We start from the raw sequence: 15,468 nt of genomic DNA, 5'->3' as shown, positions 1-15,468 counted from the left end.
CCGGAGTGCGCTGCGCCGGGCTCGGCGGAGGGCGGGGTGCGGTTCACACCGGAACGCTAGGCCGCGCGGCCGGTCACGGACCGCCGACCGGGCCCGATGTCGGCGTTTCGTCCCGAGTCGCACGCCTTTCGCGGGATGGTTCCGGCCTACCGTCGGGACATGCGCGACCCCGACGCCCCACGACTTCCCTCCTCGCCCGGTTTCTGGCGCAGCCCCCTGCGCGGTCCCCGGTTCACCTCGGTGCTGGGCCTGGTCCTGCTCGCCGGCATCACCGTGCTGTTCGTGACGGGCCTGGTCTCGTACGCCGCTTACAACCCCGACCTGTCGCCGGTGAACGACAAGACACCGGACAAGGGGATCCTCGGCTTCTACCTCTTCGCCTGGCCGACGGACCCGCACTGGCTGTACCGGCTCAACCAGGGCGTCCACGTCACCCTCGGCATCACCCTGATCCCCGTCCTGCTCGCCAAGCTGTGGTCCGTGGTGCCGAGGCTGTTCACGCTGCCGCCGGCCCGCTCGCTCGCGCACGCCCTGGAGCGGATCTCGCTGCTGCTCCTGGTGGGCGGCGCACTGTTCCAGTTCGTGACCGGTGTGCTCAACATCCAGCTCGACTACGTCTTCCCCGGCTCCTTCTACACGCTGCACTTCTACGGGGCGTGGGTGTTCTTCGCCGCGTTCGTCGTCCACGTGCTGCTGAGGACGCCCACGGCGCTGCGCAATCTGCGCCACCTGCGGGAGGAGAGGGACGACCTGGTGTCCCCGCGCCCCGCCGAGCCGACCGTCTCCCGGCGGGGCGCCCTGTGGTTCGTCGGGGGCGGTTCGCTGCTGCTGTTCGCCACCACGGTGGGACAGAACTTCGACGGTCCGCTGCGACGCACCGCCCTCCTCGCACCGCACGGCGGCGCCGACCCCGGCAGCGGCCCGAACGGCTTCCAGATCAACAAGACCGCCGCGTACGCCAGGATCGACGCGGCGGAGACGGGCGAGGACGTGTGGCGGCTCGTCGTCACGGGACGCACGGGCACCGTCCGCCTCCGCCGGGCCGAGCTGCTCCGGCTCCCCCTGTACAGCGCGGCGTTGCCCATCGCCTGCGTGGAGGGCTGGTCGACGTCGGACCAGTGGTGGCGCGGGGTGCGGCTGCGCGACCTCGCGGCGCTCGTCGGGTACGACGATCCGCCGGACGTGTTCGTCGAGTCCCTCCAGCGAAGCGGCGCCTTCCGGAAAGCCGCCCTGCGCGCCAACCAGGTGGCCGACCCGCGTTCCCTGCTCGCCCTGTACGTCAACGGCGAGGAGTTGTCCCTCGACCACGGCCACCCGGCGCGGATCATCGTGCCCGCCGCGCCCGGTGTGCTCAACACCAAGTGGGTGGCCCGGATGACGTTCGGAGACCTGTGATGCCTCCACGGCTTCGGCTACGGCTTCGGCCACGACTTCGGCGGCTTCCGCGCGTTCCGATCGGCAGCCCCCTGCAACTCCTGCTGCTCGCCTGCTCGTTCGCGCTCGCCGCCTACGCGGGGGTGCGGCTGCTCGCGGACGACTGGTTCGGCGTGGCGCTGTGGTTCGTGGGGGTGGCGCTGCTGCACGACCTCGTGCTGCTGCCCTTGTACACGGCCGCGGACCGGGCGGCCGTACGGGGGCTCGGTGCGGTCCGGCGCCGGGAGTGGGTGCTGTACGTGCGCGTACCGGCGGCCCTTTCCGGGCTGCTCCTTCTGGTGTGGTTCCCGCTGATCAGCGGCAGGGTGGAGCGGCGCTACCGGCTCGGCACCGGGCTGTCGGTGGACGTGTTCCTCCCCCGCTGGCTGCTGCTCACCGCCGTCCTCTTCGGCGGCTCGGCGCTGCTGCTGGCGCTGCGGCTGCGGCGACTGCGCAGGGCGGCGCAGCGCCGTCCGCCGGCCGTCCACTGACCGGCCGGACCAGTCCTGTGGGGACCGGAGCAGCACCCGTGTGCCGAGCCTCGCCCCCGGGGGAGAGGGCGTCGGTTCCGCCGGCGTCGGTGAGGCCGACGACCTGTACCTGGGTGCGCTCCTCGACGTTCACCGGGGCGGTCCCGGAGCTCAGCACGTCCCGGTCGACCACGTCGGCCCCGGAGCGTCGGCGTTCCCTCTTCAGTGGCAGCAGCCGGACGTCGGCGCGGTGCGGGAACAGCGGGCCGCGGCCGGCGTGCGGGGCGGCGGCCGCTCGGGCGGTGGGGGGCGGGGTGCTCATCGGGGTGCGGCCGGGGGCGGAGTCGACTTCGCGGCGGGTCAGGAGTCCGGTGGGGAGTCCGGTCGGCCGGCCGGTGGGGAGTCCGGCCCCGTGACCGGCGGCGAGCCGAACCCCGTGACCGGCCGCGCATCCGGTCCCGCGCCCGCAGTGCACCGGGCCAGCCGTGCGGCGAAGCGGCCGTGCGGGGCCAGGGCGGCGACGGCATGGGCGTCGGCGGCGGTGTCGACGTCGCGCAGGGGCGGCAGGTCGCGCACCCGCAGGCCGGCGGTGAGGAGCCGGTCCCGCTGGACCGCTCCCGTCACCGAGGTCGACATGGGCACGCCCCGCAGCAGGGCGGGATCGGGGCGGGCCAGCCCGAGGGCCCAGAAACCGCCGTCCTCGGCCGGGCCGAAGTGGGCGTCGCAGTCGGCGAAGTCCACGGTGAGCAGCTCCGGCGTCACCTGCGGGGTGTCCATGCCGATGAGCAGCGCCGGACCCTCGCAGCGCGCGAAGGCGTCCGCCAGCCGCTCGTCCAGCCCGCCCGCGCACTGCGGTACGACGTCGAAGCCGGGCGGCAGCCAGGGACCGGGGGCGCCGTCGAGGACGAGGACGCGCCGGGAGGCGGGTGCGGCCGCCACGGCGTACAGGGTGTCCGCGAGGGCCGCCTCGGCCAGCTGAGCCGCCTGACCGGGCGTGAACGGCGGGGTGAGCCGGGTCTTGACCCGGCCCGGCCGCGGCTCCTTGGCGATGACGAGGAGCGTGGTCAACGGACGGTTCCTCCTCCGGGCGCGGGGGGCTCCCCGCGCCCGGGGGGTTCGTTCAACACGCGGCTCATGTCCCGTACGGCCTGCCAGGTGCCGCGCCAGGTGCCCGTCACCTTCGAGGCACCGGTGCGCGGCAGATAGGGCACGTCGTGCTCGGCGATCCGCCAGCCGGCGTCGGCCGCGCGGACGACCATCTGGAGCGGATAGCCGCTGCGCCGGTCGGTGAGGCCGAGGGCGAGCAGGGGTGCGCGGCGCGCGGCGCGCAGGGGTCCGAGGTCGTGCAGGCGCAGCCCGGTGCGGCGGCGCAGCATCCGTGCGAGCGCCAGATTGCCGGCGCGGGCGTGCGCGGGCCACGCGCCCCGGCCCCGCGGACGCCGTCGGCCGAGCACCAGGTCGGCCTCGCCGGCCCGGACTTCGCGGACGAAGGGGACGAGGAGCGACGGGTCGAGGGAGGCGTCGCCGTCGCAGAAGCACACCACGTCGGCGGTGGCGGCGGTCAACCCGGCGTGGCAGGCGGCGCCGAAGCCCCGGAGCGGCTCGTGCACGACGGTCGCGCCGCACGCGCGGGCGACCTCGGCCGAGCCGTCGGTGGAACCGTTGTCGACGACGAGCGCGCGCCAGCCCGGCGGGATCCGTTCGAGCACCCAGGGAAGGGCCTCGGCCTCGTTCAGGCAGGGCAGCACCACGTCGACGTCCGCAGGAGGCGTCGTCACGGCCTCACCCTACGAAAGCGAACCGGGCATACCGGACTTCCGCTCCGTACGGAACGAGGGTTTCCGGAGTCAGGGTGGTGTTCGGGGGATCGCTCAGGCGCACCGGGGCGGGATCGTCGAGGCGCACCAGGGCCGGGCCACCGCGCGCCATGCTCCCGGCGGGTGCCGCTTCGAGGCGGTGCCCTCCGCCGCCGCTCCCTGAGCGCGGGCGGCGCCACCGGCCCACCGCGGTCCTACGCCCTTCGCGCTCCGGCCCGCGCGAACTCCGCCATGCCTTCCTCGAAACCGACCTCCGGCCTCCACCCCAGCCCGGCCCGCAGCCGCGACGAGTCCGCGGTGATGTGCCGTACGTCCCCGAGCCGGTACTCACCGGTGACGACCGGCTCGGGCCCGCCGTACGCGGCGGCCAGCGCCCGTGCCGTCTCGCCGACGGTGTGCGGTTCACCGCTGCCGGTGTTGTATGCCGTGAGCACGCCCCGGGCGGCCTCCGCCTCCAGCGCCACCGCGTTGGCCGCCGCCACGTCCCGGACGTGCACGAAGTCCCTCAGCTGCCGCCCGTCCTCGAACACGCGCGGTGCCTCACCCCGGGCGAGCGCCGAGCGGAAGAAGGAGGCGACACCGGCATACGGGGTGTCGCGGGGCATCCCGGGGCCGTACACGTTGTGGTAGCGCAGCGACACCGCCGACCCGCCGGTGCAGCGGGCCCACGCGGCGGCCAGGTGCTCCTGGGCGAGCTTGGTCGCCGCGTACACGTTCCGGGGGTCGGCCGGGGCGTCCTCGCCGACCAGGCCGGGGGAGAGGTCGCCCCCGCACACCGGGCAGGCGGGCTCGAACCGGCCCGCGTCGAGGTCGGCGACGGCCCGCGGCCCGGGCCGTACGGCTCCGTGCCGCGGGCACGCGTACCGCCCCTCCCCGTAGACGACCATCGACCCGGCCAGCACGAGGCGCCCGACGCCGGCCTCCGCCATGGCGGCGAGCAGCACGGCGGTGCCCAGGTCGTTGCGCGAGACGTACTCCGCCGCGTCGGCGACCCCGTCGCCGAGCCCGACCCTCGCGGCCTGGTGGCACACGGCGTCCACACCGGACAGGGCACGGCCGACGGCTGCCGGGTCCCGCACGTCGGCGCCGGGATCCTCCCGCACGTCGAACACGAGCGGCTCGTGTCCGCGTTCCCGGAGCGCGGCGACGACATGGGACCCGATGAACCCGGCACCGCCGGTGACCAGTACGCGCATACGGCCACGCTAGGTCCGCACCGGCGCCGCACCACGGGAGCGCGCCCGTACGCCACGACTCCGCAAGGCGTACGCGGGTGCGTCAAACCGGGGCGAACCGGAAACCGTGCGAGAGGCTGTCACCCATGACGGCCTCACCCTCCACCGACGCCCCGTACCGCTACGACGACCTGACCGCCCTCTACGTCAACTGCAGCCTCAAACCGTCCCCGCAGCTCAGCCACACCCAGGGCCTGATCGACAGGAGCCGGGCCGTCATGGACGCCGCCGGCGTGACCACGGACCTGATCCGCGCCGTGGACCACGACATCGCCCCCGGCGTCTACCCGGACATGACCGAGCACGGCTTCGCCACCGACGCCTGGCCCGGGCTGTACGAGAAGGTGATGGCCGCCGACATCCTGGTGCTCGCCGGCCCGATCTGGCTGGGCGACAACAGCTCCGTCACCAAGCAGGTCGTCGAGCGTCTCTACGCCTGCTCCTCGCTGCTCAACTCCCAGGGCCAGTACGCCTACTACGGCCGCGTCGGCGGCTGTCTGATCACCGGCAACGAGGACGGCGTGAAGCACTGCGCCATGAACATCCTCTACAGCCTCCAGCACCTCGGCTACACGATCCCGCCCCAGGCGGACGCCGGCTGGATCGGCGCGGCCGGCCCCGGTCCCTCGTACCTCGACCCGGACTCGGGCGGCCCGGAGAACGACTTCACCAACCGCAACACCTCCTTCATGACCTGGAACCTGATGCACCTCGCCGCCCTGCTGAAGCGCGCCGGAGGCGTCCCCGCCCACGGCAACCAGCGCTCGCAGTGGGACGCCGGCTGCCGCCCGGACGCGGACAACCCCGAGCACCGCTGACCGCTCCCTGGCGGGCGCAAGGGTTCCGTCATCCGGGCGGCCCAGGACGGCCGCCGGCCTGGGGCACGTAAAGGGGCGCCGCCCTCGACTGGGCTGGACGACAACGAACCCCAGGCCGCTGACCTGGAGTTGCTCTCCGGAGCGGGTGACGAGAACCGCATTCGCGCTCTCAGCCGGGGAAGCGACGGCTCCCGGACGGGGTCCACGCCTTTGACCTGCGCGGATGTCGTCCCTCCGAGGCGGTGGGGAGGGGTGTGCCGCACCGCCGCCGACCGTGGTTGTCCGTTCGTACGGGCACGCTGTGGGCACGGGTGCCCGCGAGCAGCCGGGCCCTGCGCGTACGTGGTGCCGACTCGCGGGGGCCGCGAGGCCCTGCGCGTGCGGCTGGGAATCAGCTCTCGAGCCGTCTCCGGCGACCTCCCTCACCCGGGGCGCCGGAAGGTGAGTCCGACGTGGTCGGCGGACCGGAATCCCCGGCCACCCGGGTCACCGGACTTCAGGTCGAGCCCCGGTGTGGTTCGGCCTGTGGTGCGTACGCACCAGGGCAGGGGAGTGGCTCCCCGCCGAGCAGACAGAGCGCGAACGCCACCGCCGTGATCGCTCCCTCCCGCCACCACGTGCCGCGCGGTCGCGGGCCACCCCCACCCGTGTGCGTCATGGCCGGTTCAGCCCCGGCCGGCGGGGAGCCCCCGCACCGCCGCGTCCGGCCCGGTCGCGGAGACGGCCGGGACGTACCCGCTCGGTGCCTCGCCCTCGATGTCTGCGCTAATTGTCGGATTCGATACCCAAGTCGGCTCGCATGGCACCTTTCTGCTCCCCCACGTAGGGCCAGACCTTTTGGTGCAGCTCGTCCTCCAGGGCTTGCAGCTCGGCCACACGTCCGGACAGGGACGGCCCGAGCTGCTTGATCTTTCCGTATGCGGTGTTCAACCGGGTCTTGGCGACGCTGGACGCATCGAGCACCGGGCGCGGAACGATCATCTGGGCTTCCGAGTAGCTGTCCCGATAGGCAGCTCGGCTGGTCTCCAGTTGTGCCAGCGACGCGTCGACGTCCTCGTCGACGTCGTGCCGTAGCGCGTGCAGGTAGTTGGTCATCGCCGTCAGGAATTGCCGGGAAGCGGTGTTCAGGCCGATGTAGCACCTGCGCCTCAGCTCGAGGTTCTCGCGCCGGCGTGCCTGAGCCTGTTCCGTCTGCAGCAGCGCTTCGGCGTGCCGGCGTTCTTCTCGTCGCTGTTCCGCAGCGGCCTGCAGTTCCAGGCGTTTTGTGCGATCTGCGCGGTTCTGCGTCAGCAAAGCCGCTCCCAGCGTGCCCACCACGCCCACGACGGCAACCACCAACCCCGCCCAACCACCGTCCACCATCACTGCCTTCCGCAGATGGAGAGTCCCGGCCGAACCCACGCCTCGACCCGGGCTCGGGCATCTCGTGCCGCGTTGACTGCCGCCGCCCGCCGCCCGCCGCCCGCCGACGCGGACCAGCCTCGGCCCACACCTGGCCGGACGTGCCGCCAGGTCACGGTCGGCGTGCCCAAGTCGGTTCAGCGTAGCGGGCGTTCAGGAGGAGTGGGCAAGCCCTGGTATGCCGACTGGAGTGAGACGGAACCGCCGAGCCTGCCCGCACCGGCCACACGGCGGGGTGTGTCCTCGCTGGGCTTGGCGCGTTCGGATTCCGTGTGCGGCGGCGCCCGTTATGTTGATCGGAACATCTGGCAGGCAGGGTGGGCGTGCAGGGAACAGAAGAACGGGCCGGGGAGGCCGAGGCCGCCGAGGCGGGCGGAGCGGTGGGGGACGACGCCGTTCCCGGCTGGCTCCGGTTCTGGCCGCTTCTGTTGCTGGGAGCGGCCACCGTTCCCGGCGTGGTGCTCTACCTCGGGGGCCGGTGGCTGGAGACGCCTGTGATGCAGGCGTGGCGGACCGTCTGTCTTGCCGTGACCGTCCAGGCGCTGCCCTTCCTCCTGCTGGGTACGGCCCTGTCCGGCGCCATCAACGCGTTCGTGCCGGCACGGGTGTTCAGCCGTGTGCTGCCGCGGCGGCCGGTGTTCGCCGTGCCGGTGGCCGGTGCGGCGGGAGTCGTGCTGCCGGGCTGCGAGTGCGCGTCGGTTCCGGTGGCGAACCGTCTGATCGGGCGGGGCGTCACGCCCGCGGCCGCGTTCGCGTTCCTGCTGTCGGCGCCCGCGATCAACCCGGTGGTGCTGACGGCCACAGCGGTGGCCTTCCCGGGGAGCCCGGCCATGGTCGCCGCCCGGTTGCTGGCCTCGCTGGGGACGGCGTGGGTGATGGGCTGGCTGTGGTTGTGGCTGGGGCGGGCCGAGTGGCTGAAGCCGGTCGTGCGGCACAGCGGGCATCAGGCGGGTGGCAGCCGGTGGCGGGAGTTCCGGGTCGGCTTCCAGCACGACTTCCTGCATGCGGGCGGTTTCCTGGTGGTGGGTGCGATGGCGGCGGCCACGTTCAACGTGACGGTGCCCCGTTCCGTGCTGGACGCGTTCTCCGGTTCGCTCTGGCTGTCGGTGCTGTTCCTGGCCGGGCTGGCGATCGTGCTGGCGGTGTGCTCGGAGGCGGACGCGTTCGTGGCGGCCTCGCTGAGCGGGTTCTCGCCGGTCGCGCAGCTGGCGTTCATGGTCGTCGGTCCGGTGGTCGACATGAAGCTGATCGCCCTGCAGGCGGGTACCTTCGGCAGGGCCTTCGCGATCCGGTTCTCCGCCGCCACCGCGGTCGTGGCGGTTCTGTTCAGCGGGCTGATCGGAGGAGCACTGCTGTGAGACGTCCGCTCCAGACGACCCTGCTCGTCCTCAGCGGCATCGGCCTGCTGCGCGTGTCCCTGTTCACCGACCTGTACCTGCGGTACGTCAAGGAGGGGATGCGCCCGTTGCTCATCGCCTCCGGCGTCCTGCTGATCCTGCTCGGCGTGGCGGACGCGGTGTCCTACGTGCGACGGCGCGAGGACGACGAACACGCGGACCACGACGACAGCGGCCACGGGCACAGCCACTCCGGCGCACCTCGTGCCGCGTGGCTGCTGTTCCTTCCGGCGTTGAGCCTGCTGTTCTACGCTCCGCCCGCTCTCGGCGCGTACACCGCCGCCCGCCAACCGCCCAAGGCCATCACGCACGAGGACGACCTCGACCCGCTGCCCGCGACCTCGCCGCTTCCGATGACCCTTTCGGACTTCATCCGCCGCGTGCAGCAGGACCGCACCCAGGCCATCGACGGGCGTACGGTCCGGTTGACCGGTTTCGTCACCTCCGACAAGCGGGGCGACAGCTGGTACCTGAACCGGCTCGTCATCTCCTGCTGCGCGGCGGACGCCCAGTCCGTGAAGGTGCGGATCCACCGCACCCCGGCCCCGCCGGCCAACACCTGGGTGGCCGTCACGGGCACCTGGCACCCCGGCGGAACCCTGGGCACGAACTCCGCACCCGCCGCGCTCGACGCCCGTTCCGTGGAGAAGATCGCCAAGCCGGCGAACGCGTACACCGACGCACTTCCGCTCCCCCTCACGAGGTGAACCGGCGCCCTTCCGCCGCACGAACCGACGCGGACCGTCGCGGGGACAGGCTCCGATCCGCATGCCGGAGCGGCCGAGTGATCACCATCGCCGACACGTCCGGCCTGCGTGTACCCGGCGGGCTGGAGACCGGTGGAGGACCTCCGGCAGAGCACAAGCCCCAGGCCACTGAACCGGGGCTTCGACAGGACAGCCCGTCGGGGAGCACTTTCGCGCATGCGCCGATTCCCGGTCCCAGCCGGGCGAAGGCGGCGGTCAGCAGTGGGGACGGTTCTCAGCCCGCTCCAGCGCGGCGTACGCGCGGGCGGCCGGTACGGGCAGCGTCCCCACGCCGCGGAAGCGGTAGCGGTGGTGCTCCCGGTCCATGCGGCGAACCCGCAGGCCGGGGCCTTCGCCGCGCGGGACCTGAGTACGGACCTGAGTACGCTCACTCATGCTCCGCGGCATGGCGCGCGCCACACTCCACGGCATGACCCACCTACCACCACCGGCCGAGGAGTTGCGGACCCTCGACGCGGAGTTGTGGCAACTCGACGCCCGCCGGGCCCAGTTGCTGGCCCGCCGTGCCCAGCTGATCGGTCTCCTCCAGCCGGCTCTCCCGCCCGCTCCACCGGTACCGCGGCGGCCCGAGACCACCGCGCCCCGTGTGCAGAACGTGCTCCTCGTCCTCGGTGGCGTCCTGCTGACCGTCGCCGCGATCGCGTTCACCCTGGTCAGCTGGGGGCACCTGGGGATCGCCGGGCGGTCCGCGGTGCTGGCCACGGTGACGGTGGCGGTGCTCGGCGCTCCCGTGCCCCTGCTGAAGCGCGGGCTGCGCTCGACGGCGGAGGCGCTGGCGGGCCTCGGTCTGGCGCTGACGGTGCTCGACGCGTACGCGCTGCACGAGGTCGCGCTGACGGCCACCGACGGCACGGGGTACGCAGCAGTTGCGGCGGCGCTTCTGGCCGGGGTGTGGTGGGGATACGGCAGGGGACTCGGCTCCCTGCGCATCCCCTTCCCCGCGGCGCTGGCCGCCGCCCAGTTCCCCCTGCTGCTGGGGGTGGTGGCAGCCGGCGCGGGTCCGTACGCGATCACGGCCGCGCTGTTGCTGACGGCCGCGTTCGACACGGTCGTCGCGCTCCGGACGTCCGCGAGGTCCCTGCGTATCGCCGCCGCCGTCGGCGCGTACGGGACGGGCGGCTGGGGTGTGGCGGCGGCCTGCGTGCTCTCCTGGGAGGCCGACGGCCTGAGCGTCGCCGCCCGTGCGGGGGCGCTGCTCGCCCTTGCGGCGGCGATCGCGCTGTACGCCGCATGGCGCGTCCCGCAGCAGGGCCATGCCATTGGCGCCGCGGTGACCGGCGGGTTGCTCCTGGTCGCGGCGCTCGGTGGCGTCCCGCGCGCGTCGCTGCCCGGGGTGTGGACGGTGCCCGGCTATCTGGCCTGCGGGGTCGGGCTGCTGTGGGCCGTCCGCGCTCCGCTCCCCGAACCCGTGCGGCGCGGTGTCGCCCGGGCGTCGGCCTCCGTCCAGGCCCTGGCGGTGGTGTGGGCACTGCCCCTGGTCGTCGTGGCGCTGCTGGGACCGGTCGGGTGGACGGGACGGGTCTGGTCCGGGGCGCCCTCGGACCTGCGCGCCGCGGTGACGGTCTGGGCGCCCTGGCCGGCGGACGCGGCGGCCGCGCCGCTGGTGCTCGCGGTCGTCGCGGCGGTTCTGGCCGGGACGGCCCGCGCCACCACGGCCTGGCGCGACCAGGCCGCGGCCGGTGCCGTGGTCCTGGTCTGGGCGAGTGCGCTCATCCTCCCGGTCACATTGAAACTGCCTTACCCGGCAGGGCTGTTCGCGCAGGGTCTGACGGCTGTGGCGGCGCTGGCCGTGGCGGCCTGCACGCGCCGGACGCCGACGTCCCGCACCGCCGTCCTCCTCTCCCTGCTCACCGCGGCCGGCCTCGTGCTCCTCTCGCTCGCCTCCCAGGGCGCGACCCTGGCCGTGCTCGCCGCGCTGACGGGGATCTTCGCGGTGGCCGCCGCGCACCGGCGTCTGACCGCCGTCTGCGCGAGCGCGTCCCTGGCCGGTGCGGCGGGCCTGGCGTGTGCGGTGGGCGCCGCCGCGGGCCGGCCGCCCGCGCACACGGCGCTGCTGGTCCTGATCGTCCCGGCCGCCGCGGCCCTGCTCGCGGCGCGGGTCCCGCGGGCCGCCGTTCCGGTCGAGGCCACGGGCGCCGTAGCGGGGCTCCTGGCCATCGGACTGGCCGTCACCGACGCACCCGTGCTGGCCCTCGTACTGGCCCTGTGCGGGGTGATCGCCGCGGGCACCGCCGTGCGCGCGGACCGCCGGCCGGCCGGGTACGCGGCCGCCGCGCTGTTCGTGCTGGCCACCTGGGTGCGGCTCGGGTCGTGGGACGTGGGCACCCCGGAGGCGTACACCCTGCCGGTGACCGTCCCGGCGCTGGTCGTGGGCTTCGTCCGGCGCCGCCGGGACCCCGAGGCCTCGTCGTGGACGGCCTACGGTCCCGGGCTCTCGGTGACGCTCGTGCCGAGCCTGCTTGCGGCGTGGACCGACACGGACTGGCCGCGCCCCCTGCTGCTCGGCACGGCGGCCCTCGTCCTCACCCTGCTGGGTGCCCGCCACCGGCTCCAGGCGCCGCTCGTCCTCGGCGGGAGCGTGCTCCTACTGGACGCGCTGCACCAACTCGCCCCCTACCTGATGCCGTTGGCGGGCGCGCTCCCCCGCTGGCTGCCTCCCGCGCTCGCCGGGCTGCTGCTGCTGGTGCTGGGCGCGACGTACGAGCAGCGGATCCGGGACGCCCGGCGGGTACGGGAGGTGCTGGGACGTATGCGCTGAGGGAGGGCCACGGACCGCGTCCGCGGTGGGCCGGACGGAGAGGGAAGAAGCTCCCGGCCCGCAGTGTCGGGATCACGAGCTCCAGACACCGCGCACGGGCCGCCTCGTACGGGGACCAGCTGTCGATGTGACGTTGCGGCTGCGGACGAGTGGCCCGGCTGGGGTCGCGCGGAGGCGCTGTCGGAGAAGTACGTCCGAGTCCCACGACGCTCGAAGTGGTGCCGGCGTCGGCGCGACGTCACGACGACCGCGTGGTGCGGCGACGAGCCGTACGGGGCGCCGCTCGTCGCCGAGGTCACGGGTGACAGCTCGGTCACCGAGACCGACCGCGCCGGAAAGCTCGCGACGGACGGCGACTCCGTGTGTCCCGCTCGATCGCGCCGTGCGGTGTCGGCGGCCGATGGGCTTTCCCGGCCGCCGGTCGGACGGGTGGATCAGCGCAGTCCGGCGAAGAGATCGTTCTCGGGTACGGCGGCGCCGGTGGCGTCCTTGACCCGTACGAAGGTCTCCGTGCCCATCAACTCACCGAACCTCTCCCTGCCCATCTTGAGGAAGAAGATGTTCTCGCCCTGACTGGAGTGCGCGGCCAGCGCATCGAACTTCTGACCGCTGAACGCGGCGGTGTCCACCCACGTGGTGATCTCGTCGTCGGGGAGGCCGATCTCGGCCATCGCGGCGGCCTCGGCAGGATCCGGCTCCGGCACGTCCTCATGGAACTCGCGCATGATGTCGCCGAACCGCTGCATCCCCGAGCGGGGCATCGTGGTCCAGTACACCTTCGGTGTCAGCGTGGTCATCTCCAGCGCCGCCATCGTGATGCGGTGGGCCTGGATGTGGTCGGGGTGGCCGTAGAAGCCGTTCTCGTCGTAGGTGACGACCACGTCGGGTCGGTAGTGCCGCATGAGTTCCGCAAGCCGGGCGGCGCCTTCCTCGACGGGGGTCCGCCAGAAGGATCCGGGGGCGTCGTTGCCCGGCCAGCCCATCATCCCGGAGTCGGCGTAGTCCAGCGTCTCCAGCTCGCTGACCTTCAGGACGGCACAGCTCGCCTCGAGTTCTTGACGGCGCAGCAAGGCGACGGCCGCCGGATCATGCCCGGGATCGCCCGGCTTGACACCCCCCGGCCCGTCACCGCAACCGCCGTCGGTACACGTCACGAGAACCGTGCGGATGCCTTCCGCCGCGTACCGCGCGAGGACCCCTCCGGTTCCGGTGGCCTCGTCGTCGGGGTGGGCGTGTACTGCCATGAGCGTCAAGGGCCGGTCAGTCATGGAACAGTCCTCCTGCGGAGATACGTCTTGGTCCAAGGAGCGCGGCGGGCGTACCGCGATTCCGGGGCCCGGATCCTGGTGGGGCGGACGACCTCGTGGTCTCCGTGTCCCCCGCCCGCGCGGCGCCGGCGCCCCGGTCGATGCAACAGCGCCGCCCGGACCGGCTGTTCCCGGCACGGCCGCTCGGCCCACATGTCGGCGTTCCGACGCGAACGGGATACGGACGCGACCCGCACCAGCCTGCGGAGCTCCGTCACCTGGGTGCCGGGCAGGGTGACGGTGAGGTGAGTCCTCTGCGTACCGGCACATCGGAGACGCACGCGGGACCGTGTACGGCGAGACTCTCGACGGTCGGCTGCAGGCGGTCGCGAGTCCGTACCTTCTCCACCTCGGCGTGCGGCCGAAGCTGACCAGCGCCCGGTCCGGCCGATGGCCGCCGCACCACGAGCACGGCGCTGACGTCGTGCTGACGAACCCTCCGTCCAATATGAGCGACGTGCCTGGCCCCGGGCGCCGTACGGGAGACCGGCCGTACGGACCACCACCCCAGGGCAATGACGATTTCGCCTGGGTGCAGTACGTCCTCGGTGCGCTGGTACCCGGCAGTCGCGCAGTGATGGTCATGCCGGTGAAGGCGGGCAACTCGGTGAACATCGCCGAGCGCGGGATCCGCCGCGCCCTGGTCCGCAGGGGGGCCGTGGAATGCGTCATCACGCTGCCGTCGTATCTGTTCTCCGCGACACCCGTGCCGGTTTCCTCCGTGGGTGCCGCGACGCGCCGAGCATCCGGTGCGAGAAGACATCTTGTTCGTCGATGCCCAGGAGCTGGGGGTGAAAGGCCGGCGTCGGCGCGTGCTGCGGGACACGGATCGCGACGCGATCACGGCTGTGGTCCGCCCGTGGCTCGACGGAGAGCAGTGCCCGGACGGTGAGGAGTACGCGGTGCGTGCTCTCGACCGGGGCTTCTCGGCTGTCGTCGCGGCACGCGCGGAAGTCCTTGGCGAGGAGTGTTCGCTGCGCCCCGCCGATTACCTGGGGGGCGGAAATTACGGCGCTGCTCCCGTTGCGGCCCAGCTGCGCGAAGCCAGTGATGCGGCGGCAAGGAATACGGACATGCTCCGCCTGCCGGAGCAGCGGGCGGTGGGAACGAACAGCGGCTACCGCACGGGTCCGGGGCCCAGCGACTGGAACGAGGCAGTTCTCGAGGACCTGTGCGAGATCCAGGCCGGTCCGTCGTACACCCGCATTCCAGCGGGGGAACGCACAGCGGACGTCGGTGTTCCGCTCGTCTTCCCGCAGGACCTCGCCGGAGGGAAGATCGCGGACGAACCCCGGGACCGCGTGTCGTGGAGGACGGCTGAGCGCTTCAAGAAGTTCGAGCTGCTCCCGAACGACATCGTCTGCGTGCGCACGGGTGCGCAGCAACAACCCGCGCTGGTCTCCGGCCCGCAGACCGGATGGCTGCTCAGCTCGAACGTGACGCGTCTGCGGGTGCGCGCGGATGCCGGTATCGATCCTCTGTACCTCCACGCCTACCTGGGCCTTCGGCACGCGCGCGAGTGGATGTCCCACCGCGCCGCAGCCACGGCGGCCCCCTCACTGAGCTCTGCGGCTCTGGGCCACCTTCCCGTGCGCTATCCGACGATCGGGCAGCAGCGGCGGTGCGTGGACCTCCTCGGCGAACTCGGTCGACGCGTCGATGCCTACGCCTCATACGTCGCGGCCCTTGGCCGGCCAAGGACGCCGTTGACATCCGTTCTTCGAGGCGGCGGAACCCCTGAAAGCGTCCGAAGTCTGGACGGCGAGCTGACGTGCGGGCCTGCGGGAGGCTTGGTCATGTCCCTGGGGGGTGTAAAGGCGCCGGGTTGATCTTCGTCGGGACAGATCTTGTCCATGCTGCCTTCGGGGAGGTGGCGGCGGGGGAAGGCGGTCCATTCGTCGTGCATCTCGATGAGGACGGCGGTGGTGAGGCGTTCGAGAGCGTCGGGGTTGGGGAAAACCTGGACGATGTCGACCACGAACGGGTGAGGCTTGGTGTGTCGGTGCCGCGGGCCGGCCGCGTCGGCGGCCGGTCGGCCGGCCGGTCGCGCGGTGCTGATGAGCGGGCGATCTGGCCGGGCGGATG

The 15,468-nt window shown here is 73.1% G+C and carries 13 protein-coding genes and 2 pseudogenes; 8 read left to right on the top strand and 7 right to left on the bottom strand.

The genetic code is table 11. The features are described from left to right. Nucleotides 1-159: 159 nt before the first annotated feature. Complete coding sequence (locus PYS65_RS17360) at nt 160-1,395, top strand: molybdopterin-dependent oxidoreductase (RefSeq protein ID WP_279334859.1); 1,236 nt, start codon at nt 160-162, stop codon at nt 1,393-1,395. After that, complete coding sequence (locus tag PYS65_RS17355; protein ID WP_279334858.1) at nt 1,395-1,904, top strand: hypothetical protein; 510 nt, start codon at nt 1,395-1,397, stop codon at nt 1,902-1,904. The genes PYS65_RS17360 and PYS65_RS17355 overlap by 1 nt, the downstream gene beginning before the upstream one ends. A gap of 339 nt (nt 1,905-2,243) precedes the next feature. On the opposite strand, the gene PYS65_RS17350 is transcribed toward PYS65_RS17355, so the two are convergent. The 3 genes from PYS65_RS17350 to PYS65_RS17340 form a co-directional block, all read right to left on the bottom strand. Further along, nucleotides 2,244-2,951 (bottom strand): TIGR04282 family arsenosugar biosynthesis glycosyltransferase, encoded by a 708-nt coding sequence (locus tag PYS65_RS17350; RefSeq protein WP_279334857.1) that lies wholly within the window; start codon nt 2,949-2,951, stop codon nt 2,244-2,246. Beyond that, complete coding sequence (locus tag PYS65_RS17345; protein WP_279334856.1) at nt 2,948-3,661, bottom strand: glycosyltransferase family 2 protein; 714 nt, start codon at nt 3,659-3,661, stop codon at nt 2,948-2,950. The genes PYS65_RS17350 and PYS65_RS17345 overlap by 4 nt, the downstream gene beginning before the upstream one ends. A gap of 233 nt (nt 3,662-3,894) precedes the next feature. Then, nucleotides 3,895-4,896 carry an NAD-dependent epimerase/dehydratase family protein gene (locus PYS65_RS17340; protein WP_279334855.1) on the bottom strand — a complete coding sequence of 334 codons (1,002 nt, stop codon included), beginning with the start codon at nt 4,894-4,896 and terminating at the stop codon, nt 3,895-3,897. 125 nt (nt 4,897-5,021) lie between these two features. Between PYS65_RS17340 and PYS65_RS17335 the strand changes: the two genes are divergently transcribed. Beyond that, a complete protein-coding gene (locus PYS65_RS17335) occupies nt 5,022-5,753 on the top strand; it encodes a flavodoxin family protein (RefSeq protein WP_279334854.1) in 732 nt (243 codons plus the stop codon). 765 nt (nt 5,754-6,518) lie between these two features. Here the strand turns inward: PYS65_RS17335 and PYS65_RS17330 are convergent. Then, nucleotides 6,519-7,115, bottom strand: a complete 597-nt coding sequence (locus PYS65_RS17330; protein WP_279334853.1) for a hypothetical protein — start codon at nt 7,113-7,115, stop codon at nt 6,519-6,521. Nucleotides 7,116-7,477: 362 nt separating this feature from the next. Here PYS65_RS17330 and PYS65_RS17325 point away from each other — a divergent pair, with 362 nt between their 5' ends. Both PYS65_RS17325 and PYS65_RS17320 read left to right on the top strand, forming a co-directional pair. Beyond that, the gene (locus tag PYS65_RS17325) at nt 7,478-8,512 is read left to right on the top strand and encodes a permease (RefSeq protein ID WP_387039021.1); all 1,035 of its coding nucleotides are present in this window, start codon (nt 7,478-7,480) and stop codon (nt 8,510-8,512) included. Then, the gene (locus PYS65_RS17320; RefSeq protein WP_279334852.1) at nt 8,509-9,258 is read left to right on the top strand and encodes a TIGR03943 family putative permease subunit; all 750 of its coding nucleotides are present in this window, start codon (nt 8,509-8,511) and stop codon (nt 9,256-9,258) included. The genes PYS65_RS17325 and PYS65_RS17320 overlap by 4 nt, the downstream gene beginning before the upstream one ends. Before the next feature lie 255 nt (nt 9,259-9,513). On the opposite strand, the gene PYS65_RS17315 is transcribed toward PYS65_RS17320, so the two are convergent. Then, nucleotides 9,514-9,693 (bottom strand): hypothetical protein, encoded by a 180-nt coding sequence (locus PYS65_RS17315; RefSeq protein WP_279334851.1) that lies wholly within the window; start codon nt 9,691-9,693, stop codon nt 9,514-9,516. Between PYS65_RS17315 and PYS65_RS17310 the strand changes: the two genes are divergently transcribed. Then, nucleotides 9,692-12,076: an SCO7613 C-terminal domain-containing membrane protein gene (locus tag PYS65_RS17310; RefSeq protein ID WP_423836099.1), complete on the top strand. Its 2,385-nt coding sequence runs from the start codon at nt 9,692-9,694 to the stop codon at nt 12,074-12,076. The two genes, PYS65_RS17315 and PYS65_RS17310, sit on opposite strands and share 2 nt — an antisense overlap. A 434-nt stretch (nt 12,077-12,510) precedes the next feature. Here the strand turns inward: PYS65_RS17310 and PYS65_RS17305 are convergent, their stop codons facing one another. Continuing rightward, the gene (locus tag PYS65_RS17305) at nt 12,511-13,344 is read right to left on the bottom strand and encodes a PIG-L family deacetylase (RefSeq protein ID WP_279334849.1); all 834 of its coding nucleotides are present in this window, start codon (nt 13,342-13,344) and stop codon (nt 12,511-12,513) included. Between the two features lie 328 nt (nt 13,345-13,672). On the opposite strand from PYS65_RS17305, the pseudogene PYS65_RS35225 reads away from it, so the two are divergent. Both PYS65_RS35225 and PYS65_RS17300 read left to right on the top strand, forming a co-directional pair. Next, a pseudogene (locus PYS65_RS35225) lies at nt 13,673-14,089 on the top strand (N-6 DNA methylase); the annotation flags it as partial. Nucleotides 14,090-14,147: 58 nt separating this feature from the next. After that, nucleotides 14,148-15,212 carry a restriction endonuclease subunit S gene (locus PYS65_RS17300; protein ID WP_279334848.1) on the top strand — a complete coding sequence of 355 codons (1,065 nt, stop codon included), beginning with the start codon at nt 14,148-14,150 and terminating at the stop codon, nt 15,210-15,212. A gap of 2 nt (nt 15,213-15,214) precedes the next feature. Here PYS65_RS17300 and PYS65_RS17295 read toward each other — a convergent pair. Beyond that, nucleotides 15,215-15,355, bottom strand: a pseudogene (locus tag PYS65_RS17295) (IS256 family transposase); the annotation flags it as partial. Nucleotides 15,356-15,468: the final 113 nt, after the last annotated feature.

The sequence above is a fragment of the Streptomyces cathayae genome (genome assembly GCF_029760955.1).
Lineage (GTDB): Bacteria > Actinomycetota > Actinomycetes > Streptomycetales > Streptomycetaceae > Streptomyces > Streptomyces cathayae.
The sequence above is the reverse complement of the archived record's forward strand: the minus strand, read 5'-3'. Positions and strand labels throughout refer to the sequence as shown.

Coding starts and splice junctions, on each gene's coding strand:
- PYS65_RS17360 (WP_279334859.1), top strand. CDS start 160: ATGCGCGACCCCGACGCCCCACGACTTCCCTCCTCGCCCGGTTTCTGG.
- PYS65_RS17355 (WP_279334858.1), top strand. CDS start 1,395: ATGCCTCCACGGCTTCGGCTACGGCTTCGGCCACGACTTCGGCGGCTT.
- PYS65_RS17340 (WP_279334855.1), bottom strand. CDS start 4,896: ATGCGCGTACTGGTCACCGGCGGTGCCGGGTTCATCGGGTCCCATGTC.
- PYS65_RS17335 (WP_279334854.1), top strand. CDS start 5,022: ATGACGGCCTCACCCTCCACCGACGCCCCGTACCGCTACGACGACCTG.
- PYS65_RS17330 (WP_279334853.1), bottom strand. CDS start 7,115: ATGGTGGACGGTGGTTGGGCGGGGTTGGTGGTTGCCGTCGTGGGCGTG.
- PYS65_RS17310 (WP_423836099.1), top strand. CDS start 9,692: ATGCTCCGCGGCATGGCGCGCGCCACACTCCACGGCATGACCCACCTA.
- PYS65_RS17315 (WP_279334851.1), bottom strand. CDS start 9,693: ATGAGTGAGCGTACTCAGGTCCGTACTCAGGTCCCGCGCGGCGAAGGC.
- PYS65_RS17305 (WP_279334849.1), bottom strand. CDS start 13,344: ATGACTGACCGGCCCTTGACGCTCATGGCAGTACACGCCCACCCCGAC.